Below are 24401 nucleotides of genomic sequence, written 5' to 3' on the forward strand. Positions count from 1 at the left end.
TTGTGAGGTGAGAGCGTGAAGAGAGAGATTGCCGAAGAGGATTTGAATAGAATATCTACGGAAATGCTTGGGATCTTAAGTGAAAGGTGTTCTATAGCTGGTATTACTAATTCATTAAATAATTTAGACACATTAGATTTGCTTGAGTTAAATAACCTGCATCGAGAATTTGCTATAGAAACAGAGTATATTGGCCGATTTGGTAAAAAAGAGCTTAAGTGAACTGTCCAATATCATAATGGCGATGTATATACTGCATGGACTAGACAGGAGTTATTCGATGCTCTTTGGGATTTGACATTACATATATTAAAAAAAATGCATTGCGTTAACGGGAAACGTTAGCTTAGTTGTGAAAAATCAACCAGGCGATCAAAAGCCAGAATGGCACAACCAAAAGCGCTCCATTAATCATGCCGGTCGTAAGTTCTCCTCTGCGCTTCGTCGATCTGTTCTCTATGGCTGCCGTTGCGGCGAAATTCGAAGAACTAGTCCTAATGCCTGCTTGAAGCAAAGTAGCGTTGATCGGCTTGCGGTGAATTATTCTCATAAAGTAACCCTTCTTTCCTAATATTTCATGACTATAGTCGCGCTAATGAATCATTATTCTTTATATCGGTCGCGAATGAATAGGAATGAAGTCCTCATTAAACAAATATCACAAAAAATACAGGCGTGTCAATGGGTGTCTAGAGACACAAAGCTGACGTGTGTCAAAAGACACAAAAGTGGCGACATAAATGATCGTATCAATGCTTACGTTATGGCCGCATACTTTTTGGCGCCAGCAGATATAAAAGGGCGTAAGGCGTTCAGTGTCGGATGACAAGAACATCTTTACAACAGAGGTCGCATAAACTGCGGTTTTTTTGTTTTTTTGTAAGCTATCGGGAGACGATACTTTAACACTGAAATCAAATGATAATATGGGGGTAAAAAGCTATGTACGAACATCTCGTCGTTTTCAAGTTTAATACTAATGTCACACCTGCCAAGCAACAGGAACTGCTGGGTCAATTGCTCGGGTTTAAGGATCGTATTCCCGGAATTCTTGATATAAGTGCAGGTCTCAATGTAACTGAAGAAAAGGAAAATGTACACGGCTACACGCTCGGATTACGGGTTACATTCGATAGCCTTGTTTCTCTTCGTTCATATGGACCTCATCCTGTCCATCAGGAATTTGTAAAATCACTAGATGGTCTGCTGGAAAATGTTATAGTAGTTGATTACCCAAAGGTCTAGGTCTAGTTCACGTTCACAAACAAAGTCAAAAATTCGTTACGCTAACGGGAGACTTTAGTTCGACGAACACTGGGAGTAGTTTGCCATAGGCAGACCGCTCCTATTTTTATTAAGCTATTTGACAGGATTGCGCAACTTCCCAAGATAAGGATGCGTTAGAAGAATTACAGTACGTTTTTTCTAATGAGTACGGTCGGGATATGATCGGCTGCATCTTTGTTGAGCTATGGGTAGGATACTTCCAATATGTGTTAATATAGATTGATCTATACAGTTGGCAAGGATATTAGTGAGATATTAGCTGATACGATACCAACAGAAACAAAGTAGTCAGTAAGAAAGGGTGTAAAGCGTGAGCACTACATTCGAAGTCTATCCGACGAAAACTTACATTCCACAAATAACGGAACTATTGAATCTAGCTAACAAAAAGCTTTTTTCCTTTTTGGAATCCTTTGAGTTGAACATCTCCCCCGTAATCAAAGCTCGAATCGGAGAGATTTTTATTAATGGTTCTTCTGAGAGCGTACTGAACACCAAGTGGGAGACGGAATTCGCCTGGTTTTTCGTTGAGCCGAATGAACACGGTGGTGGAACTGATGCTTATTATAATACTGTCAATGAGCTCAATTTCGAGATTTGGAGGGAGTACGAAGATGTTGGTGAAAGGTATGTCGAAGTGCTAAAGTCGTTGGCCGTGGGTCATTACTGGGCTTTTCGCAGATCTGCGGGTCAACCAGCAATCATCAATTTAGCTTATGGAATCCTGGCTGCTGCCTTAGCGGAATTGACGGAGGGCTATATCTTCTCTGATGATGGGGCATGGTCAGGACCACCAATTCGTGCTGCTGAGTTCGAATCTCGATATTTTAAACCAGAGCTTAGCAAGAATTACGGTGATGCTTCTTGGTATGCACGATGCTTGGAGAGCTTGACTGAAGACTATCAGGGCAAACCATATATCCCTGTAGTGCAACTCCTTATTGAACATGACTGGTCGATGGATCAACGACTCCGATATGCTCCTTCTGGTCGGACGCTACAGGAAGGGCCTGACGAGAGAGATCGCTTAATAATCATACATAGCGAATACGTTAATTTACCGTATGTAATTATTAACCGTACAATTTTTAAGGGAAACGAAAAGCTGCTTCTTCGTGTTATGAAATTAATGATACTTAAGGATGGCTCGCGAATCGGTAATCAACCAGTAAATACGGTACACGAAATCGATATACAGCCCATGCTTGCAGATATTGACTTTACCTTCTGGTCTAACCCGTTACTAGTCAAGGATGGAGATAGCATTCTCAGACAACTTACTGAATAGGTCGTATGAAGAGTTGTATCAATTTACTGAATTAGTCTCAACAAGAGCAAATGTGATGCAGTTGCCAAACAGGAAGAAGCAAGCTCATGGCACATGACAAGTTAGTGGAAAGCATACCCAACAGCCGGCCAATAAGTGAACTATTCTAGGAGGAACGAATGAAATATTTCACTAAAGAGTGGTATGAAGAAGCGCAGATAAGAAGTTTTTTGATTTATCACGAAACGGAGAAGGATTGGGAAGACGACATTGCCTGGTATGAATCTGAAGGTTTGAACTTCAAAGAAATTTGCAAGAACAGCTTGGAATACAGCAGAGCTGATTTACTCAAATATCTCCCGGCATTTTTTCATCCCTCTATCCAAGACGGAACGTTAAAATCACAGTTTCCTTCCGAAGAACTTAGAAAAATGGCTGACCAATGGCTATTGGAGTATGATAAGAGAGAGAAAGCAAAAGGGATTACATATCGGAACTACTATAACTCCATAAAAAAGTCACTCCCCGAGAGTGTCATTCAGTTGTATGAAAAGTCTTTACACGATGCACGAGTTACTTCGATTGAGAAGCCTTTGAAGGACACGGTTATCATGACCTTGGATTGTAGGGGCGGTTATCATTATTTAACGGATATTAGGCTAACCTTTACAGGAGTGCAACAGATTGATCCTACTAACTTAAGTGTAGGGAGTGGCTGGCTTTATGATGAAGTTTATTTCACAGAAACAGGTTTTGAACTTCATGTATTATTAGATGGTCCTTTAATGGAGTTCACAATCTCAGCTGAAAATGTTACTATCGAGGTCATTTCCTAATTGAAGAAGCAGCGTCTATGTACCTAAAAAGGCAGGATCGGGGATTTCCCTTATCCTGCCTTTTGCGTGTTTTTCTAATGTACTAAACTATTCAAATCCGGTTGCAATTTATTCCGCAGAACATACAGCATGATGGCTCCAACAAGGAATGCAACGGCATCCGCAATGACCAGCGACCAGACTACCCCGTGAAAACCGTTCATTTCATTGGCAATATATAGCACAGGAATCAGGGTAATTCCTTGAATAACTGACATAATAAACGCGGCGGTTCCTTGCGCAGTTGCTTGGAAAATCCCCGTAAACAACGAGGTCATGCCTGTAATGAACAGGGATAAGAACGTCACATGTAGAATGTAACTGCCCATTTCAATTAATTGCACATCATTCGTAAATAAACCAATTAAATGGTCGGAAATCAGATAGACGATAACGCCGAACACAGCTGCTAACACCACAATGGTTTTGATCGTGAATCCAATCGTATTTTTCATCCGTAATTTATTCGCTGTAAAAGAGAAGGCAATGAGCGGCACGACTCCCTCGCATAAGCCCATCAGAATAAACTCAGGAAATTGCAATAAACGTGATGAAATTCCGTAAGCCGCCACGGACTGATCCCCATATTCGATCAGAAAATGGTTGAAGATGAGCGACATTGCACCCAAAAAGATACTCATAATAAAAACGGGAACTCCGATTTTGAATACATTGCTCAAAATGTCCTTGGTAGCCTTAAACCATTTTACGGAGACGGTTAAGAATTTACTCTTATATCCTATATGGTAGGCGTAAAATGCACTCGCAACCAAATTAGAAAAGACCGTAGCAGATGCAACGCCGATCACGTCCCAATGGAACACGAAGATGACTAATGCATCGAGAATAATATTTACAACAACACTGAGAATCATACCGACCATCGACGTAATTGCTGCACCCTCAGAGCGCACGATATTCTCCAGCGTGAAGAATAATACGACAAAAGGTGAACCTATAAGCATAATCGTAGCATAGTCCTTCGTGAAGCCAAAGGATTCGGGCGTTGCCCCCAGGCCATGAACGATGGGATCGATCAACGGGAGGCCAACGGCCATCACGATAAGACCGAGTATTAAACTGCTGTAAAAGGCGAATGAAGACACATGTTTTAGATCATCATATTTTTTCTCTCCTAGTAATCGGGAGATGAATGTACCGCTTCCCATGCCAATCAAGTTGCCTAGCGCCATAATGATCGCGAATAACGGCAAAGTTAGTGCGAGTGCGGTTAACATGGCCGTATCGTGGAGTGTGCCAAGGAAAAAGGCATTCAAGATGGAATATATGACACTCATTGACGTGCCTAGCATCATCGGTACAGCGAAGTGAGCTACGGCTTTTGCGACCGGTGCTTTTTCAAAGTAATGGAGGTTTTCTGTATCCATGCGGGTCACCACTTTCTTCATTAATTTCGGCGTTGTCTAACGCTGTTAGATTGAACCTTACAGTGTTAGATGATATCATGATCTTATGGACCTGTAAAGCATAAACTTACACTGTTAGATAAAAGGGTGGATACCGATGAAAAAGCAGCAGCCTCAGATTTCGGAGGATAAGATTTTGGAAGCTTCTTGGGAGCTTCTAGGGGAGGATGGCATCGAGAAATTCAGCCTGAGAAGATTGGCCGACCGGCTAGGAATTCAGGCCCCCTCTCTGTACTGGTACTTCAAGAGTAAGCAGAATCTTTACTACCGACTGGCCAATCAGGTATCGAAAATGATTATGGAGGAGTTCCGCTCCGAAGGGGACTGGAAGGAGCAACTGACGGGTCTTGCGGTAACCGTACGGAGTGTGCTAAGCCGGTATCCCTGCTCCACGCAGCTCATGATGATGACTTTGCCCCATGAACCGGACATTATCCGATTCACCAACCGTATGCTGCTTTGCGTGGAATCGACGCCGCTTGAGCAAGAGCAGAAATTGCAAGCGGTTCTTACGCTTGTGAACTATGTCTTCTACTTCGTTCTGGACGATTATCAGCATCAGCGCAATGTCTCCGATATTCTTAAGGAGCAGGGAGTGCCTACAGATGGGGAGATGATTCGCCTTCTGGATTCCATGAGCGAGACGGACGCTGGACTATTTCGTACGATGTTCAAGAGCGGGTTGTTCGAACTGATGGGAACCGACGGAGCGTTTGAGTTCGGAGTGAAGCTGATACTCTTGGGGATTGAGCAGGTGATAAAGGAGCGGGAGAAGTAGAATGTTTTATAGTGAACATGCTGATAAAATAGCAGGTAGCTTGACTGATTGTTTTTTCCGGAATTATTATTGACAAGGTAATATTTGGCGGTATATATTTTGACTTGTATTTAAAGTAATTTAACTTGAAGGAGTGAGGACAATGAAAAACATCAAACTAACTTTCAACAACTTCATATTGGATCCTCGCGGTGTTATTTTTTAATTAATTCGCTTATGTCGAAATAAGCCCTGAGGATATATGTCCTCAGGGCTTTATATGTGTGAAGAACTACTCTGAAATGTAGAGTGATTTCTCGCGCTCAAGCCACTGGTATGTTTACAGTGGCTTTTTTTGTTTCGATTTAGGCACAGAAGAAAAGGAGATGGTTGTTTTCAACAGAGTCAGAATTTGGTTTCAGAAAGAGATTGAACAACTTAAGCCGTTAGTACGCGATGCATATCAAAAAATTTACAAGTACCAGCTTGAAAGGACATCACTGTATGAGTTACAGATGCGTGAAGCAATTGTACAAATAACGCCGATATTAGAAGTTTTTATCGAGCATATTCCCGCGTATAAGAGCAGCTATATAAAAGTTCTTGCCAATCAGGAGCAACTCGCGGCGTCCGATTTGATTTTGTGTTTTGACCGAGCGATGTATGAACTGCATCTGTATGCAACGTTAGGCAAAGAAATCGGGAAATACGCCAATGAGGCGCCTTGGAGCAAGGAGCTTCGCGCACTCTTGAACGAAAGACAAGCGATAGAACCTGTAAGTAACAGTACCTCTGATGAAGAGTTATTTCTTGCGAGCGGTAAAGTTGCCAGTTCCGGTCATGCCGAAGGAATAGCCGTAGTCATCATGCACAAGGATGAGCTTGTGAACGTAAGGAATGGAGACATTCTAGTCACGACGATGACGACTCCTGATTTCATCGAGGTTGCTCCGTTAATTGCAGGACTCGTGACGGATCGGGGAGGTATTGTTTGCCATGCTGCCATTTTGGCGAGGGAGTTTAACATTCCATGTATCGTCGGCTGTAGAAATGCAACAGAGGTTGTTAAAAGTGGTCAAAAAATTCGTATGGATGCGATCTCTGGCATCGTTATGGGATGTGGTAATGTATGAAATTGGTACATTTAAATGAGGCAACCGAAGCTGAGTTATATGGTCGTAAAGCGGTGAATTTGGGTGTGGCAATTGAACACAGTTTGCCCGTGCCTAATGGTTATGTGCTGTCGGCTTCTATCATTATGCAATTTGTGCAAGGAGAGCTTAATATAGAAGGTGAAATTCGTTCTATGTTAGACTCATTAGGTTCCGTTTCCGTCAGATCGTCCGCTATTCAAGAAGATGGTGAACAGTCCAGTTACGCTGGACTGTTTCATTCTTGCTTAAACGTTACTTCCGTAAAGGGAATTGAGCGTGCGATTCGTTACATTTGGGAGTCGGCGCAGTCAAAACGTTTGCATAGCTATATGAGTCGAGCAGAGGGAGCGACAACGATAGATAACGGTGTTCCATCTGTACGAATGGCGGTCATCGTTCAACAAATGATCAATTCCGATGTGTCGGGAATAATGTTTACACGCAACCCTGTTACGTATGAGGATGAAAGAGTAATAGAGGCAACATGGGGACTTGGCGAAGCGGTTGCTTCTGGATATGTAACGCCCGATTACTTCAGAATGAACCGAAATGGGGAAATTACGGAATCAACGGCTAGTTTGAAGGAGATTGCGGTTCGATTCGGCCAATGGGAAGGTACCATTGATCATAAGCTTGACGACAACATCGTGAACTCGCTATGCCTGACTGCCGAGCAATGCAGCCAATTGAACTGTCTCGCTGTAAAATGCGAGCAAACTTTTGGTCCAAATATCGATATGGAATGGACCTTCGCAGACGACAAACTATGGTTACTTCAATGCCGGCGGATAACCGTGCTAAAGCCGAAGGTTAGCTGCGAAAGTATCTATCCGAGAAATACTCCAGCTCCAGCTGTCGAATATCCGTTTGAGGATTGACTGAGGATATTCGTACCATCTTCATCTTATGGCAATTCGGAAGATGGAGGAAATGTCGATGAGCTCTATAAGAGAGCGGATGAACTCATGTATCAAATGAAGAAAGCTGCTATGTCGAATACAAAAAAAGAAGTCGCCGAACTTGTTGGGCGACTTCATATTATTCTATTGCGCGGTCAGGATCCGCGGACCACCAGCAGTGATGGCGATCGTATGCTCGTATTGGGCGGCGAGCTTGCGGTCCAGCGTACGCGCGGTCCAGCCGTCCGCATCGATTGTCATGTAATAGGTGCCTTCGGTGATCATGGGCTCGATCGTGAACACCATGCCTTCCTTGATGCGGAGGCCTTTGCCGGGCTTGCCGACATGCATATAGTTCGGCGCCTCGTGCAGGTCCCGGCCGATGCCATGCGCGAGAAGGTCGCGCACGACGCCGAAGCCGTTCGATTCAGCATGCCGCTGGATCGCGCTCGTCACGTCGCCGAGCCGAGCGCCGGGCTGCGCCTGCGCGATGCCGAGGTCAAGGCATTCCTTCGTGACGCGCATCAGCTTCTCGGCCGTCGGCGAGATCTTCCCGACCGCATAGTTCCATGCCGAATCGCCGAGCCAGCCGTCGAGCTCCGCGACCGTGTCGATCGTCACGATATCGCCTTCCTCAAGAGGCTTATCGCTAGGAAAGCCATGCGCGATCACGTCGTTGACGGAGGCGCAGGTCGCATATTGGTAGCCCTTATAGCCCTTCGTATAGGGCTTGGCCCCGTGCTTTAAGATAATCTCCTCGAAGATGCGCTCAATCTCGTTCGTCGTGATGCCCGGTTGGATGAGCGGAGCGATCGTGCGATGGCATTCGGCCACCACTTGGCATGCCTTGTGGATGGCCTCGATTTCTTGCATGCTTTTTAAGATGACCATGTTTGTATTAGAGCTCCTTCGTAATGGCTTTCATAGCAAGCTGGGTGATTCGATCGACGTCCAGCTCGTAAGTGCCCGCATAGTAATACAGCCCGCAGCAGCCGACCAGAACGGCAAGCATATGGTCGACGCTGTCGTCTTCGCGTTGGGCGATCGATTGGAGCGGAATGTAAAGCCGTTCCATGAATTGTCTCTTAGCGGTGTGTCGCTCCTTCTCAGGCAAGCCCGCATAATGCTCCGCCGCCATTTTGTAGACAAGATAGGTGCGGGCGTCCGACTGCCACAGCAGGAGCAGCACCTTGCAATACGTCAACAGCTGCCTGTCATTCGGATTTCCGCCACGGATATTCGCCCATTCTGCCAGGGCTTGCTCGCATCGCTCGAAGCCGCTGTCCAGCACATCTTCTATCAATAAATGTCGGTTGGGGTAATAATGGTACACCGTGCCGTAACCGAGCTCGGCCTCGCGGGCAACGTCACGAATATCAAAGCTGCCACCCGTGCGGAAATAGGCACGCGCGGTGGCGTCCAGGATCTGTTCTCTGCGTTGCATGCGGATGAGCTCATTTTGTTCTTTGGTACGGGGGCACATGAGCGAATAGCCTCCTTATATTGACATGCAAATTTGTCGATATAAAGATTGTAACGTAATGAGCGAGGTTATGCAATTTATCTGTTGGTGAAAAATTTAATGAAGTTAAATAGATGAGTTCAGGCAATGCGATTCCGCCATCGTTTATCGAATACTTAAACTTTGATTAAGGACTCATGTGCGGTTTGAAAAGGGAACAATTTCTGAGCCGTCTCGATAAACGTTTTTACCGCAATGGTACAATTCTCTACGGGAGCGGAGGCAATGTGGATATCTCGGTAAACTTCGGGAGACAGACGCTTCAATGTTAGGCCTTGAGGACAGTCCAAGAGGGAAAGTTCAGACATGACCGCCAAACCTTCACCTGCAAGCACCATTTGAAGAGCGGTTCTGTAATTGTTGAGGATGTATTCTATTCTTAGTGCCACGCCGGCACTATCAAACCACTTCAGGACAGGAGGTTCATAACCCGCTTTGCAGATTATCATTGGTTCCTCGCGCAGATCTTCGGGGCGGATTAGACTTTTTTCGTTTAGAGGGTGATCGTCCCTCATGACAGCGTAAATGCCTTCCCGATACAGAGGAAAAGAATCGGTTGCGTTATCCGAGGGTATGAGCAGGCCGACATCCATAATAGTTCCTTCTACGATGCTAAAATCAATCCTTGGATAAAGACTTTTACGCTAACGGGACACGATAGCTGAATAACAACACTGTGGCAGCCGGTCAAATACGATCGGCTGCTTTTTGTATAGCTACGGGCAGGATAGTTTGGTTATAGCCATCTTTTACGCATATAAACATGGTAAAATACCCGCATGGTTAAAATGTATGATACGACTGAAAGTAAAGGCGGTACGTCTTATGTTTGAATTATCTCGAGATCAATTTTTAAAAGCTATTCCACTTCTCGAAAATGGTCATCCTCACCCTGAGGTACTTTCCATTCTAGAAAATAATAATCCTGGATGGGTTTTCTCTGATCGAGCAGACGCGCCAAAGACTGCATTAGTTTGGAGTAAAGGAATGAAAGGACATTATCTTATTGGAGACGAAACCAACGAGTTTTTTTTAAGCAAGCTTGATGAATTTGTTACTAAAAATATTGCACCTAGAATGAAGGAACTTGGTATGAACTATTTCGAGGTTTCAGGCCATCACAATAACTGGGATCTGAAATCATTATTTGCTTCAAGGGAACTGCAGCAGCCCTGGGATCAAATCGTATACGAATCAACACGTTTTGAAGCCCACATGTTGAACCCTCATGGTAATTTTCGGGCGGTAAATTTGCGATCGCAGGAATGGAAGATGAGTGATTTCTCCAATAAGGGATTTGTATATGATCATATTAATCAGTTCTGGGAAGCAGAGGAGGACTTTTATGAAAAAGGTTATGGTTATGCCGCAATCGAGGATTCAGAAGTGATCGGCGTTTGTTACTCCAGCTTTGTTACAAAGGAAATGCATGCAGTCGGAATTGAAACACTTCCTCAGTGTCAACAAAGAGGGGCAGGCACATATCTGGCAACTTTGGTGGTTAACGATATCGTCCAGAACGGCTATACCTGTTATTGGGATTGTTCTCTAAGTAATGTAGCGTCAAAAAAGTTAGCACTCCGATTGGGATTTAAACAGATCCATCAATATCAGTGCTTAGGTTTTTCATTATAAGTTACTGCAGAAAGTTATTGCGCTAATGTAAAAGTTGAGTTTTTTTATACAGAAAGTTTCCCTATAATTTGAGTGGCATTTTTAGGTAATATATGCAAATAGGAGTGATGTATTAATGTTAAACAAGGTAGTTAACATTTAAGTAGTGTAGGAAGAGTTGCTAGAATATAAACTGGAGGAGATACTATAAATTATAATGAGATTGTGAAGATCAGTGATGAATATTTACTTCCATTAGTATCAGAGTTGTACGGATTAGAAGACTACGAAATTCAACTAATCCCGGCTCACGAGGGAGGGCGCAATGTCGTTTTTACCTGTGTAAAAGTAGGCGCTGACGCAAAAATACTCAGAATCGGTTTCTTACCTGACAGGAATCGGGAAGATTTTCTAGGAGAAGTTGAGTTTATAAGATATTTATACGAGCATGGTGGAAGCGTCTCGGACGTAGTCAGCTCTCGGAAAGGAAATCTGCTGGAAGAAATCAACCATAAAAATCACACTTATTTTATCTGCCTATTTATAAAGGCCAAGGGAAAAATGCTTGCGGAAAATCATTATCAGTACCGTGAAGGAGCTCCAATTACCGAATACTATTATAATTGCGGTAAGGTCCTGGGGAAACTGCACCAAATTTCGAAAGGGTATATGCCAGTCCATCGCAGGTATAGTTTTTTTGATAAATACAATGCCGAATATATCGATAAACTGATACCCCACTCGTTGCCTTTACTGAAGGAGAAGCTGTTAGAACTCCTTCAAACCTTAGAAGGATTGGACAGGAACCAAGGAATTTTCGGTATGATCCATTTTGATTTTAACGACGGGAATTATTCGATAAATGTTGATGACGGGCAAATCACCGTATATGATTTCGATAATTCATGCTACTGTTGGTATATGTATGATCTGGCAGATCTCTGGACACAAGGAGTGGGCTGGATTCAATTTGAACCAGACGCCGATAAGCGTAAAAAGTTCATGGATGATTATTTTGAAACAGTCCTCGCGGGATACGGATCCGAGACCAAGATCGAAGATTTGATGCTGGATCAGTTGCCCTTATTTATCCAATTAACTCTTATGGAAAATATTGTTGACGCATTCGAGGTAATGCACAATACTGGCCAGAAACCAGAATGTGACGAGGAACTATCGTATCTCATAAAATGTATGGAAGACGATATCCCTTATAAGGGATTCTTTCATGAAATTTACTCGTGTGATGAACCCTTTGAGTATGTCGATAAGAAAAATTCTCATCTATATTAAACCAGTGAATCTCTTTAATGCTTGCTCCATTGTGCACTTGCAATGTGAACGCACCGAAGGATATATCGTTCTTTATATCCGCCTATCTTTTTTAAATTAGCTTTATTAATCCCTCTTCTAATCAAGGTATGTGCTAATTAAACATACGAGGAACTTTAGTACAACGTACAATGGAGCAGATAGCGATCCGCATCTGCTCCATTTTTTATTATGTCAAGGGGTAGTTTTGTTCAAAAAACTACTGTGCTAGAATGTAAATAATGGATAAAGGAGGGTATTCTTTATCTCAACGGTGAAAATGGAGGTTCTGCGGGATGTCTCTGAAAGCAATCTCATTCTATTTTTTTTTGATAATTGGAATGGCTCTGATTATCTATGGAGCAATACCATCGGTCTTTGCTTATCCATATAGCGATGATTCCAATTCAGGTCCATCAAACATTTGGCAACTTACTCTTATGATATCTTACGAGGGATGGATATGGTTTTTAATTATTGGGCTTGTCTTATCAGTGTTCTCGGTCCTCAAACTACGAAGGAAATAGGGGGAAATGCTCACTCGAACTATATGCATCCATTAAGTTAAAGGGTTGATCAGTTCCAATATGTGGTATTGTAAAAATAGAGAGTTGGTTAACTTAGGCATATGGAGATGGAGTAATGGATCGTAATAAAAAGCAATTTAATTTTCTGATTTTATTGTTTTTATCGATTTTGTTCCTAGGTATCGTCATCGTAATTTATTTCTTATACATGTTTCTCGATTTGCTACTAGGGGATTTATCCATTTAAGACTAACTACGCTAACGTGGGAACAATTGTACTTTATTTGGGAATATGGTTTTTTGGTTAATACATCTTACCAACTCCTCCTGATTGGAATTGAACTAATGAGGAACGATAGTGAATACAACACCGAGGCAGCCGGCCAAATAAGATCGGCTGTCTTTCTGTTGAACTAATTGGCAGATTAGGGAGGTAAACTTTTATTGTGCTTTGATATAAAATCTTATAGCTTATTAGATTAGTGAAATGTAAAATATTTCCTAAAGTGAGTTTGATATTAACTCCTGTATTGTTTGAACATCGACAAAATATTAAACACTTTTGTAATTACCTCCAAATATCTCAATAAAAAAGGGGCTACTATGGATAAATTAATGCAATTATTGACCGTATCTTAGATAGCTTCTATGAACCAGAAGAACTTGATTTCGATGAAGTGAATTAGGAAAATCTCTATAACCTTTATTACGAGGGATTCTCTAATGGAATTGTGCGATCTAGAGGAATGTGGCAAGATCTTGTTACGCTAACGGAGAACGATAGCACCACGACATGACGGCAGCCGGCCACGCGATCGGTTGCCTTTGTTCGTTGAAGTAACGGGCAGTAGAGTTCAAGCAGAGGTGCTGTTAAAATGAAGGAAAACAAAAGGTGGCTATTTATGCTTCCAATCAATATTGACGAAATCCCCAACGAAATAATCGACTACTTAGATTCTGTTATTGACATCAAATTCCCAAGGCAAGGTCATACATCTGATGTTGGAATAGTTGACAGCTCAAATGGACGCTTTGTTCTAAAACGTACAAAGGGCGAGCAGTATTGTTCTTGGTTATCCAACGAAGTAGGCGCCCTTAAATATCTAAATAACACACTATTACCAATACCTAAAGTTTACCGATTTGTTGAGCAAACAGAGAAAATCCAATCATGGGCATTGTTAGAGTTTTTCGAGGGGGAAACTTTAAGACAAGCATTAACAAAAGAGAAGAATAGAAACAGGAAACATGAAATGATATTCAGTTTTGGCGCAGTTTTAGCACAAATTCATTCAACCTCATGCCCAAAAGACTTGATTTGGGATTCTATTTGGTTGGAAGAAATGTTACGGCGAGCAGAGTATAATCTTAAACATTATTCGGTCGATGGAACGTCAGTATTATTAGAGGAATTAAAAACAAACAAACCATTGCCTATAGAAAACACCCTTATTCATGGTGACTTTACTATTGATAATGTAATTTTCCATGATGGGAAAGTAAAATGCGTTATTGATTGGAGCGGTGGAACGTTTGGAGACCCGAGATATGATTTATCTCTGGCGATTCGACCGAAGCCAAATGCGATTGAAACCAATTCAGATATTAACTCGTTCTTTGAGGGATACGGAAAAAAGATATTGGATGAACGAGAATACAAATATTTTGAAGACGGACTATACGCATTTTTCTAATCAAGAGATTGAACTAACGGGAGACGTTAGTTTAAGGTGCACAATAGCAGCGATCAAGTGAACTTTAACCCAACAGAGAAAATACAGTTTAAAAGATAATTTACTTCGATAACAGTCTTCTTAACTGATACAGTAATCTTATAACGGTTAAATAAAGGGGATTTGCAATGAATACCGGCTTTCTGATCAATACCGAGACAAATCGGTACCAAACGATGAAGCAAACGAAGCAAGCAGCGCTTAATGCCTTGCTGAAATATGAGGTTGACTGGAGCTCAATTCATTTCGTTCAAATATCTGAACATGTCACCTTCCGCATAGTGACCGAAAAGGGGAATCAATACTTACTCCGCGTTCACCCGGCAAGCCAGCAAATCGAAGAAATAGCCTCACAATTGGAATGGCTATCGGCGTTGGAGAGCAAGGGGCTTATTTTACCCGTAGCCGTCCCGAATCGGAGTGGAATTTGTGTTACAGATGTAGTAACATGCGATGGATTAAAATGCTATTCGACCTTGATGAGTTGGATTGAGGGAGAACGTTTGGAGAAAGAGTCATTAACAGAAGAGGCAATCCGAAAAATGGGAACGATGATGGCGAACCTTCATGAGGCAAGCACTACTTTTAATCCATCCGCTAGCTTTGTGCGCCCTTTTTGGGGCAGCCAAACATTTAAACGGGACTGGGAGCATCTGAGACTGAATTACAAGCATTTTATTTCCGACGGAGCTTTTGAATTGTACACCAAGGCCGCTAATAAAGTAGCAGATTGCCTCAGCACATTCTCAAGTCATGTAAGGAACTATGGGATGATTCATGCAGATTTACACATTGGCAATGTTGTTTTTCGGTACGATGAACCGTATCCCATCGATTTTGGGAGGTGTGGTTTTGGCTATCATCTCTACGACATAGCTCAGTCGATAATGGGACTGCATCCATCACAAAGAGCTTATTTCATCGAAGGGTATGAAAAAATTAGGGATATGGATGACGAAGCCATTCCCAAGTTAGAAACATTCTTCATCATGGCTATCATCGAGGCATATAGCTTCCATGCAGAGAATTCACTTGAGACAGAAGGCTTAATCGAGGAGCAACCCTATGCACAAGCGATATTAAGAGCCTATTTGAACGGGGATCCGTTCTTGTTCCAACAACTTGATATCTCTTAATTAAATCAATAAAGCGAACGTAAACGATAGCACTACGACATGAAGGCAACTATAGCTGAGTGTGCTTAATAATATGAAATGTTTTCAAATTGATTGATGGAGTCGTTAATAACATGAAGCCACTTATTAAGCAAAGCGTTTATTCAAGTTTCAAAGAGCTTAACATGTTAGAACAGTTAGAAGGAGAACTAAAAGAGGAACTTGGTATAGACTTTTGGGACACGATTGGGATTGGGTTCGATTATTGGCCAGAAGTTGAAAGTGCCGATTATGAGTGGGAAAGTATGCCGCTAGACATGGTTTTGCTTGGCTCAACGATCTTTACTCAGAGTACCTTTGGCTTTCTTACGGAGTTCAGTACGGTGGATGACCTTTCAAACGCACCAATAATTCAGCATGAGGTGATTGGTTTAGAGAAGCACTCCATCCTTATCGCTCGTAACTTTATTGATTTTCTTCGTTTGCTCATCACGACAAAAAGCGTATTTGGATTAATGTTAGACGAAGATGCAGAAACGGACGATGATTTTGATCCTACGCGTTTGTTGATATTTAATCGAATTCAGGAAAAATTTCAAATTGAGCCCTTTGAAAGTGTTAAGGCCTATAAGCAGCAACTTGTGCAGGAGCGTGAAGGGAGCGTTGTCATACAGACTTTCAACAGTTTAGGTGTTAAACGATTAACAGATCATTATACACATCAAAGGATTGAGCTAGACTATAAAGAAACTGACGAACAAATTGAAGAACGTTTACTAACGTTTGTGCAAAAAGGAAGTCTTGAGAGTATTCTAGCTTATGTACGCGATGTCCAGGAAATGAGCTATACCGATGTGCCTTTTCCAGAGAAAGTTACTGCAGCAGTGAAAACGTTGTTACAGCAGCATGGGTTTGTGAACGAAGTGCGCCGTCTGGACGCATTGTATTGAACGAACAACTATGTAGCTTTCAGTAATGAGACAGCTTGGATCAACCGTTTGGAGGATTAAAGTGTACAAATACATATATTGGCACGCTTTTTTCAAAGTGAACAGTGTGGAAAAAGTGCATAAACAGCTTACAAGATTTAATGAAGTATGTAACATGAATGGGACTCTAGTTTCGTGTGAACGTTATTGGAAGGACTCCTCCTTATTCAATGTTGTATTTTGTACACCTTTAAATAAGGACGATATTGCTGATGCTGTTTTCGCAGCATTACTTATCGCTCACAAGCTGGCTTATCAATGGGAGGTCACTGGCCCGTACATTTCTGAACCTGGGATGTGGGAGTTTCGTGGATTAACCACTAATACCAAGGTCACTGGGATTGAATGGATTGAGTTTAGGGTGGAGTCAGAGGTAAGTGATTAGCGTAAATGCTGATGTCGGAACTTGGTGACCTTGATATAGCTGTGATATCGTTAACAAAGTTAAAAAAGTACTTGGCGAAACAGGCAGATCGGTTAAAGCCAAGCAGCTTGGGACATCGAATACTGGAACAAATGGATGTGGAAAAAGCTAAGAGTATACCACAAGTATGGAGGCATTAATTGATTATTTGGAATAATAAGGCTATACAGGAATTTTAACGGAGAACTTTTTACTCAATAATAGAAAACGGCAGCTCATCAAATGATGAGCTGCCGTTTTCTATATAAAGGGCGGTTTGTTGGAATGATCCATGTGAGACTCAACGCTTGAAGTGGATTCGGCTGATTCTTTCATTATTTATTTATTGGCCGTCTCTATAATGAAATGTGGTACCCGTTTATTCGACAAACTTCATCATAAAGGAGAAAAAACATGAGAAAATCACTATTATGTCTATTGATTGCATTATCAGCGTTCGGGACTTCATTATCGCAGATTCAAATCGCGTACGCGGCCGAAGATGAATTTGTTTTCACCACGAGCAGCAATGGCGCCACCATTACAGGTTACTCGGGTACGGATTTGAATGTGGTCATTCCAGCCACGTTAGCGGGGGTGGCGGTAACTTCGATCGGCAGATCGGCGTTCGATACCAATGGGACGGCCAAACCCAAACTCACGGGCGTCGTTATTCCGAATAGCGTGAAGGAGATTCAAACGTATGGCTTCCGTTATAATAGCCTCACTTCCATAGACCTTCCGGACAACTTGTTAACGATCGGCGCCAGCGCCTTCGAGAACAATCCGCTTACGAACGTCGTATTCCCTGATAGCGTGACGGCAATCGGAAACTATTCTTTTTACATGAATGAATTAACGTCTATTACTTTATCGGAAAATTTGAAGACCATTGCAGGAGGGGCTTTCGACACGAATCACCTCTCAAGACTGGTCATCCCGGCGGGCGTGACGAATGTTCAGAGTTCTGCATTCTATGCTAATAATTTGACCAGCGTAACGGTGTTAGGCGCTGAGACATCTTTTGGGACAGGCGTCTTTACGAGCAATCCGGGGAATCTCAAACTATTCGGAGTCGCGAATTCTCCCGTAGCCGCTTATGCAGCGAATAACGGTCACGCGTTTGTTGACGGAACGGCGTTATTTCAAGCGGTCGCGACTGCTAAGGCATCATTGATAAATCATTTACCGGGTACCGGCGTAGGACAAGTGCCGGCCAATGCTTATAGCGATTTGACCGCGGCGTATGACGCCGCCACGGCATATATCTACGGAATCGGGAACGCGACTGTCGCCTCCGACTTGGTCGCCGCTGCAATCCCATTGACCGAGGCAATCTCGGCATTCGTGGGGCAGATTATCCCGGCGGGCAATCCTGCAGCATTGGGGACGGCGCTGACTGAAGCGGAGCAGGCACTCACCGATCATACAGCAGGCACGAACGCGGGACAAACATCGGAGGGCGATCGCAGCACGTTACAGAACGCCATCGACGCTGCGCGGCAAATTTATAATCAGTCCAGCAATTATCGGCAGGATGAATTGGACGTCGCAGTCGCTGAGTTAGATTCGGCGATGGATACGTTCATGGCTGCGATTATACCGGCCGGAGATCCGGCGGCGCTCGGCAATACGCTAGCGAATGCGCAGCAGGCGATGACGGATCATCCGCAAGGCGTAAACGTGGGGCAAACGTCTTCGGGAACGCGATTCGCGTTGCAGACGGCGATCAATACGGCGCAGCAGATTCTCCAGAACGCTAGCCAATACTCGCACAGTCAGTTGGATGATGCCGTCAGCTCGTTAAATTCTGCGATTCAAGCCTTCAATGCCGCGATCATCGGACCCGGCAATGCGACGGCGCTTGGTGCAGCTATCACAGTTGCGGAACAGGCCATGACGGATCATCCGCAAGGCACGGGAGTAGGGCAGACCTCAACTGGCGATCGCGGCGCGCTGGGAACAGCCATCGATACGGCACAGCAAATTCGGGATAACGCGGGCGATTACACGCAAAGTCAGTTGGATGCGGCAACAAGCGCATTGAATGCGGCGATCACGGCATTCCAGCAAGCCATCGTGCCGGTAGGCGATTCATCGATGCTCAATACGCGGTTGACGAACGCTGGGCAGGCATTGACGGACCATCCGGAAGGCACAGGCGTCGGACAAGCGTCGGCGAGCGATCGCAGCGCTTTGCAGGCAGCGATCAATACCGCGCAGTCGATCGTCGACGACGCGGAGAACCAAACTCAGGGTCAGTTGGATGATGCCGTCGCCGATTTGGAAACGGCAATGGATACATTCGAAGCCGCGATTGTTCCGGCAGGAGATGCGACGGATCTGGGAGACTTATTGGTGGATGCAACCCAGACGCTGGCGGACCATCCCGAAGGCACAAGCGTCGGACAAGCGTCGGCGAGCGATCGTAGCGCTTTGCAGGCAGCGATCAACGCCGCGCAGGCGGTCGCCGACGATGCGCTGAACCAAACTCAGGACCAGTTGAATGCCGCTATCGCCGATTTGGAAACAGCGAAGGATACGTTTGAAGCCGCGATTATTCCGGCAGGAGATGCGACGGATCTGGAAGACTTGTTAGTGGATGCAACCCAGACGCTGGCGGACCATCCCGAAGGCACAGGCGTCGGACAAGCGTCGGCGAGCGATCGCAGCGCTTTGCAGGCAGCGATCAACGCCGCGCAGGCGATCGCCGACGATGCGCAGAACCAAACTCAGGACCAATTAAATGCCGCCGTCGCCGATTTGGAAACGGCAATGGATACGTTCGAAGCCGCGATTACTCCGGCAGGAGATGCGACGAATCTGGAAGACTTGTTGGTGGATGCAACCCAGACGCTGGCGGACCACCCAGAAGGCACAGGCGTCGGACAAGCGTATGCGAGCGATCGCAGCGCTTTGCAGGCAGCGATCAACGCCGCGCAGGCGATCGCCGACGATGCACTGAATCAAACTCAGGACCAATTGAATGCCGCCGTCGCCGATTTGGAAACGGTAATGAATACGTTCGAAGCCGCGATTATTCCGGCAGGAGATGCGACGGATCTGAAAGACATGTTAGTGGATGCAACCCAGACGCTGGCGGACCATCCAGAAGGCACAGGCGTCGGTCAAGCGTCGGCGAGCGATCGCAGCGCTTTGCAGGCAGCGATCAACGCCGCGCAGGGGATCGCCGACAATGCGCAGAACCAAACTCAGGATCAGTTGAATGCCGCCGTCGCCGATTTGGAAACGGCGAAGGCGATATTTGAAGCCGCTTGGGTGGGGGTAGTGCTGACGGCACCGGCCAATGAGTTGTACGGCCCGAACAATATCCTTCTTTTTAAGGTACGCTATGGATATGAAGTAATCGTTACCGGGATGCCGGTTATTCCGCTCACGGTTGGAGCCAACTCCGACACTCGGACGGTGTACGCCGCATATACGGGAACACGTAACGAGGCATTGACGGAGTTGACCTTCGAATACGAAGTTCCAGCCGGAATTGCAGATGCGGATGGCATCGAAGTTGCCGCCGCACTGGAGCTTCCGGACGGAGCCAGCATCGTACGCGCCTCCGGCGGAGCCGCTTCGTTGGCTTACAGGACACCGGATACGAGCGGAATCTACATCGTGGCGATACCGCCCGATGTTACACTGACTGCTGAGCCTGACGGATCGACGCGGCGAGTGATCAGAGCGGCGGCAAGCGTGTACGGTGAATCGGCCGGCAATGCACTGACGGTGCTCCGATGGCTGAAGGACAAGCACAACGCGACTGATTTCAACCACGGAACAGGCGGAATCGATATTTTGTCTGAGCGTCGATTTACTGTCTCTGCGAACGGCAATTATACCGTATATGCGCGAGACGAGGCAGGCAATGAAGCGGTAAAGGTGTTTGCCGTCACCGGTATCTCAACACCGTCTTCGTCGGTTGGCGGTGATCGACCGGCATCGAATTCCACCGTGAAGATTAATCCGGATGGCGGGATTACCGCAATTGTTGATTCATCCGACATCGAACAAGTCACACGTCCTGACGGCACGGTGATCGAACAGGTCATCCTCTCCGAACGGATGCGGGAACAAGTGCTGGAGCTTCTGAGAGAGGCGAAGGAACCGCTTGTCTCGATTGAAATAAACGATCGAGAGCATGCCGTGCAGACACGGCTTCCGGCTGCTTGGATCGTGGAAATGGCCAAAACTTATCCGAATGCGATCATTGAGGCGAAGCTGAATGGATCCAGTTACCAATTGCGAATAAGTGCGCTCGACCTGGCCGGTTTAGCGGAACGTCTCGATACGGAAGCATCGGATTTGACCGTGAGCATTATTCAGGAACAGGCCAGCGAGGATATTCGACATGAGATCGAACGGATCGGCGTCTCTCAAGGATTTACCGTATTCGGTGACGTCATCGATTACAAGGTGACGGCGGAAGCGAACGGGCAAACGTTGGAGGTGCAAGATTTCGGGGGAACGTATATGGTTCGGACGATTAAACTGGACGGGGAGGCGGCGAACCGCAACCTGGTTGCCGTTCAGTATGATCCGGCGACCGGAACAGTCGTTTTTGTTCCCGCGCGGCTGGGCACTAGACCGGACGGCTCAACGGAAGCGATTCTGAATGTGGCGCATAACAGCCTCTACACGGTCGTAGACGTGAAGGCCCGAAATTTCGCCGACTTAACCGGACACTGGGCGAAAGCGGATGTGGAACATTTAGCGTCCAAGCTGTTGGTGAACGGCGTGACGGCCGACCGTTTCTCGCCCGATGGTACCATTACTCGGGCGGAATTCTTGGCCTTGCTCGTTCGAGGGCTGGGGCTGTCGGTGAAGGAGGACGAGGAAAGTTCCCATTACGAAGATGTCCTTGCTTCCGCATGGTATGCACCAGCGGTCAATGCGGCGGTGGCGAATAGACTGGCGACCGGCATCAGTGCGGACCGTTTTGCGCCCAACGACCCGATCACCCGCGAGCAAATGGCCGTGATTATCGGCAGAGCTTTAACCTTCACCGGCCATATAACCGGTGGAGATGGGCAAGCGGACAGTCCGTTGGCTGTGTTCACGGATCGCGACTCCATCTCTTCCTGGGCGCAATCGGCGGTAGCCCGTGTATCGGAAGCCGGCATTATGAAGGGGATGGAAGACGGACGCTTCGCGCCGACGGAATATGCGACGCGGGCGCAGGCGGCGGTCATGCTGAAGAGGCTCCTGCAATACCTGCATAATATCGATTAAACTCTGTTGCACGATCACTGACGGGAAACGATAGTTGAATAAGGAAACTGCGGCAGCCGACTAGAAAATCGGCTGCTGTTTTCATTATTCTAACGGGCAGAATAATTAATAAGGATTATAGTTTTTTTAATAGCTACTTTGATACAATACAGTGACAAGGAAAGGTGAGGATTCAAATTAGCACTACTGAGATTCAAATCACATATGATAAATTGTGGAGTCAAGCCCTTCAATCCATACAGACTAACTCAGTGAGGATCGATTCCAATCTTTTGAGTAAGACTGTTGATTTAAGAAGAGGCTTAACGTTAATTTGCCGTCCGTCACGTTACGTGCAGGATTCGGTAATGAATTTTTTGAAAGAAGCTAGATTGATTGAGCCTAACCAGTATTACTATAAACCTAACGAACTCCACACGACAGTGCTCTCGATCATTACAAATAATGCCGAGTTTAAATTAAGTGAAATTAACATTGCTTCTTATGTTGAGATTCTTGCCCAGTCAATTATATCTATTCCTTCGTTTGATATCAGTTATCGTGGAATAACTGGATCGCCTGATTGTGTAATGATTCAAGGATTTCCTAATGGGTCCACTTTGGAAAAATTACGTAATAAAATCAGAGAAAATTTTAAGAAAGCTGGAATTAAGAACACCCTGGACGAACGATATAAGACTCATACCGCTCATATGACTTGTCTCCGTTTTCAAAATCCGAACTTAAAGAATTCTGATCAATTCCTTCGATTTCTAAAGAAAAATAGAGATTTTGACTTTGGAACGAGCAAACTCATTGATTTGGAGTTTGTAGTAAATGATTGGTACATGAGTGAAGAGAATGTTGAAGTATTACATCGATTCCCTCTCAATAATCAATGAGTAGTTTATTGAACTAACGGTGAACGTTAGCATAATAACTACACCAAGGCAGCCGGTCATACTAACGGTTGCCTTTTTGTTGAGCTAATGAGTAGGTTACTCGAATAGGTTGAATGATTTGTCGAATAATATTTAAGTTAACAAATAATATTTAGTTAGATATTGGGGGAATGAAACAATGCAAATTCGTGAAATTGAAGAAAAGGATAATCAAACAATAGAGCGAATTATTAAGCGCTCATTGGAATCATTTAATCTAAACATTCCGGGAACAGCCTATTTTGACCCTCATTTGAGTAGGCTGGCACAATATTACAAGGAACAATCGAATGCAAAATATTGGGTTGCAGTGAATGAACAAAATGAAGTGGTAGGCGGTGTGGGTATTGCATCATTTGGACAGCAGTCGGGAATTTGCGAGTTGCAAAAGTTATACATTGCACCTGAAGCTCAAGGTATGGGTCTGTCGAAGGAGCTTATGAAAGTAGCGCTCGAGTTCGCGAAGGAACACTATACACACTGTTACTTAGAAACATTGAAGAAACTTGAGGCAGCAAATCTCCTTTACATGAAATTAGGTTTCCAACAACTTGAAACACCACTAGATGGTTCAGAGCACAATGCTACGGACGCTTGGTTTATAAAAGAACTATCGCTTTTGAGTTAGTAAAATAAATTTCATCAACTCTGGAACTTATAATAATTGATAACCGTTATGTAAGTAATTAGAATTGAAGAAGAAGGGGCTATGTTATGGAGGTGTGGCTTAATTGTATTTCAATAAGACTAAAACATTGTCGTATTTAATGATTGTCGCAGGAATTTTATTAATTGTTCTAGGGTTATGGCAGTACATGCCCAAATCATTTTCATCTGATACTCCAGAAAGCGTGTTTATGTCGATTACTACGAGAAGAGTTATTTTTCCTATATTAGGTCTCCTACTTAGCATAATTGGTTACACCTTATTACGGTTTGTTCGTGAGGTTGAAGATGAAGTACAATTGCTTAGAAATGAAATAAGTCTTTTATCCAAAAAGATAGAAGAGAACACCGAGAAGAGTCGTGAAATTTGACTGACGTTCTACGCTAACAGTCGCAACTGATAAGGGGAATTATATGATGCCAAATGATTACGTATGGGGAATTTTCGTTGCAGATGGCTCAACTGGTTTTCCAAATTTCTTTCCAATAGGTATCTACACTACACATGAGTTAGCCATCAAAGAAGTTGAAGCTTTGCCAAGAGATCACAATTATCAAATACTTCGAATGCCACTAAATAATAACTTTGCATTTTACCATAAAACGAATGGTAAGTTGGTTGGAATGGACTCGATCTATCATGAACATTTTCATTTCAAAGATGAAAGCTAAATCAATCGACTGTTACGCT

21 protein-coding genes are annotated in these 24401 nt (G+C 44.4%); 16 read left to right on the forward strand and 5 right to left on the reverse strand.

The window, feature by feature from the left end:
• Positions 1 to 15 precede the first annotated feature (15 nt).
• Positions 16 to 222, forward strand: coding sequence for a hypothetical protein (locus tag V8F51_RS25525; protein WP_337103320.1), 207 nt, complete (start codon positions 16 to 18; stop codon positions 220 to 222).
• A gap of 124 nt (positions 223 to 346) precedes the next feature.
• Here the strand turns inward: V8F51_RS25525 and V8F51_RS25530 are convergent, their stop codons facing one another.
• Positions 347 to 550: a hypothetical protein gene (locus V8F51_RS25530; protein WP_337103321.1), complete on the reverse strand. Its 204-nt coding sequence runs from the start codon at positions 548 to 550 to the stop codon at positions 347 to 349.
• Positions 551 to 942: 392 nt separating this feature from the next.
• On the opposite strand from V8F51_RS25530, the gene V8F51_RS25535 reads away from it, so the two are divergent.
• From V8F51_RS25535 to V8F51_RS25545, 3 genes are all read left to right on the forward strand, one after another.
• Positions 943 to 1245, forward strand: coding sequence for a Dabb family protein (locus tag V8F51_RS25535; RefSeq protein WP_337103322.1), 303 nt, complete (start codon positions 943 to 945; stop codon positions 1243 to 1245).
• 352 nt (positions 1246 to 1597) lie between these two features.
• The gene (locus V8F51_RS25540; RefSeq protein WP_337103323.1) at positions 1598 to 2575 is read left to right on the forward strand and encodes a hypothetical protein; all 978 of its coding nucleotides are present in this window, start codon (positions 1598 to 1600) and stop codon (positions 2573 to 2575) included.
• Positions 2576 to 2733: 158 nt separating this feature from the next.
• Positions 2734 to 3390, forward strand: a complete 657-nt coding sequence (locus tag V8F51_RS25545; RefSeq protein ID WP_337103324.1) for a DUF4085 domain-containing protein — start codon at positions 2734 to 2736, stop codon at positions 3388 to 3390.
• 74 nt (positions 3391 to 3464) lie between these two features.
• Here V8F51_RS25545 and V8F51_RS25550 read toward each other — a convergent pair whose 3' ends face one another.
• A complete protein-coding gene (locus V8F51_RS25550; RefSeq protein ID WP_337103345.1) occupies positions 3465 to 4817 on the reverse strand; it encodes an MATE family efflux transporter in 1353 nt (450 codons plus the stop codon).
• A gap of 136 nt (positions 4818 to 4953) precedes the next feature.
• On the opposite strand from V8F51_RS25550, the gene V8F51_RS25555 reads away from it, so the two are divergent.
• From V8F51_RS25555 to V8F51_RS25565, 3 genes are all read left to right on the forward strand, one after another.
• A complete protein-coding gene (locus tag V8F51_RS25555; protein ID WP_337103325.1) occupies positions 4954 to 5634 on the forward strand; it encodes a TetR/AcrR family transcriptional regulator in 681 nt (226 codons plus the stop codon).
• A gap of 365 nt (positions 5635 to 5999) precedes the next feature.
• Positions 6000 to 6746 carry a PEP-utilizing enzyme gene (locus tag V8F51_RS25560; RefSeq protein WP_337103326.1) on the forward strand — a complete coding sequence of 249 codons (747 nt, stop codon included), beginning with the start codon at positions 6000 to 6002 and terminating at the stop codon, positions 6744 to 6746.
• On the forward strand, positions 6743 to 7645 hold the full coding sequence (locus V8F51_RS25565; protein WP_337103327.1) for a PEP/pyruvate-binding domain-containing protein: 903 nt from the start codon (positions 6743 to 6745) through the stop codon (positions 7643 to 7645). The genes V8F51_RS25560 and V8F51_RS25565 overlap by 4 nt, the downstream gene beginning before the upstream one ends.
• A gap of 165 nt (positions 7646 to 7810) precedes the next feature.
• Here V8F51_RS25565 and map read toward each other — a convergent pair whose 3' ends face one another.
• The 3 genes from map to V8F51_RS25580 all read right to left on the reverse strand — a co-directional run bounded on the left by map (position 7811) and on the right by V8F51_RS25580 (position 9781).
• A complete protein-coding gene (gene map, locus V8F51_RS25570; RefSeq protein WP_337103328.1) occupies positions 7811 to 8557 on the reverse strand; it encodes a type I methionyl aminopeptidase in 747 nt (248 codons plus the stop codon).
• 7 nt (positions 8558 to 8564) lie between these two features.
• Positions 8565 to 9149 (reverse strand): TetR/AcrR family transcriptional regulator, encoded by a 585-nt coding sequence (locus tag V8F51_RS25575; protein WP_337103329.1) that lies wholly within the window; start codon positions 9147 to 9149, stop codon positions 8565 to 8567.
• A 155-nt stretch (positions 9150 to 9304) separates the two neighbouring features.
• A complete protein-coding gene (locus V8F51_RS25580; RefSeq protein WP_337103330.1) occupies positions 9305 to 9781 on the reverse strand; it encodes a LysR family transcriptional regulator substrate-binding protein in 477 nt (158 codons plus the stop codon).
• A 232-nt stretch (positions 9782 to 10013) separates the two neighbouring features.
• On the opposite strand from V8F51_RS25580, the gene V8F51_RS25585 reads away from it, so the two are divergent.
• The 9 genes from V8F51_RS25585 to V8F51_RS25625 all read left to right on the forward strand — a co-directional run bounded on the left by V8F51_RS25585 (position 10014) and on the right by V8F51_RS25625 (position 24382).
• Positions 10014 to 10823 carry a GNAT family N-acetyltransferase gene (locus tag V8F51_RS25585; RefSeq protein WP_337103331.1) on the forward strand — a complete coding sequence of 270 codons (810 nt, stop codon included), beginning with the start codon at positions 10014 to 10016 and terminating at the stop codon, positions 10821 to 10823.
• A gap of 204 nt (positions 10824 to 11027) precedes the next feature.
• Positions 11028 to 12095 (forward strand): phosphotransferase enzyme family protein, encoded by a 1068-nt coding sequence (locus V8F51_RS25590; RefSeq protein ID WP_337103332.1) that lies wholly within the window; start codon positions 11028 to 11030, stop codon positions 12093 to 12095.
• Positions 12096 to 13515: 1420 nt separating this feature from the next.
• Complete coding sequence (locus V8F51_RS25595; protein WP_337103333.1) at positions 13516 to 14334, forward strand: phosphotransferase family protein; 819 nt, start codon at positions 13516 to 13518, stop codon at positions 14332 to 14334.
• A gap of 215 nt (positions 14335 to 14549) precedes the next feature.
• Positions 14550 to 15509: a phosphotransferase enzyme family protein gene (locus V8F51_RS25600; protein ID WP_337103334.1), complete on the forward strand. Its 960-nt coding sequence runs from the start codon at positions 14550 to 14552 to the stop codon at positions 15507 to 15509.
• Positions 15510 to 15622: 113 nt separating this feature from the next.
• The gene (locus V8F51_RS25605) at positions 15623 to 16438 is read left to right on the forward strand and encodes a hypothetical protein (protein WP_337103335.1); all 816 of its coding nucleotides are present in this window, start codon (positions 15623 to 15625) and stop codon (positions 16436 to 16438) included.
• Positions 16439 to 17294: 856 nt separating this feature from the next.
• On the forward strand, positions 17295 to 22124 hold the full coding sequence (locus V8F51_RS25610; RefSeq protein WP_337103336.1) for an S-layer homology domain-containing protein: 4830 nt from the start codon (positions 17295 to 17297) through the stop codon (positions 22122 to 22124).
• A 272-nt stretch (positions 22125 to 22396) separates the two neighbouring features.
• Entirely contained in the window at positions 22397 to 23005 is a 609-nt protein-coding gene (locus tag V8F51_RS25615) for a hypothetical protein (protein WP_337103337.1), read from the forward strand.
• Between the two features lie 178 nt (positions 23006 to 23183).
• On the forward strand, positions 23184 to 23672 hold the full coding sequence (locus tag V8F51_RS25620; RefSeq protein ID WP_337103338.1) for a GNAT family N-acetyltransferase: 489 nt from the start codon (positions 23184 to 23186) through the stop codon (positions 23670 to 23672).
• 455 nt (positions 23673 to 24127) lie between these two features.
• Positions 24128 to 24382 (forward strand): hypothetical protein, encoded by a 255-nt coding sequence (locus V8F51_RS25625; protein WP_337103339.1) that lies wholly within the window; start codon positions 24128 to 24130, stop codon positions 24380 to 24382.
• Positions 24383 to 24401: the final 19 nt, after the last annotated feature.

Origin of the sequence: Paenibacillus sp. YIM B09110 (assembly GCF_037167145.1) — a bacterium.
In the GTDB taxonomy this organism is placed as follows: Bacteria; Bacillota; Bacilli; order Paenibacillales; family Paenibacillaceae; genus Pristimantibacillus.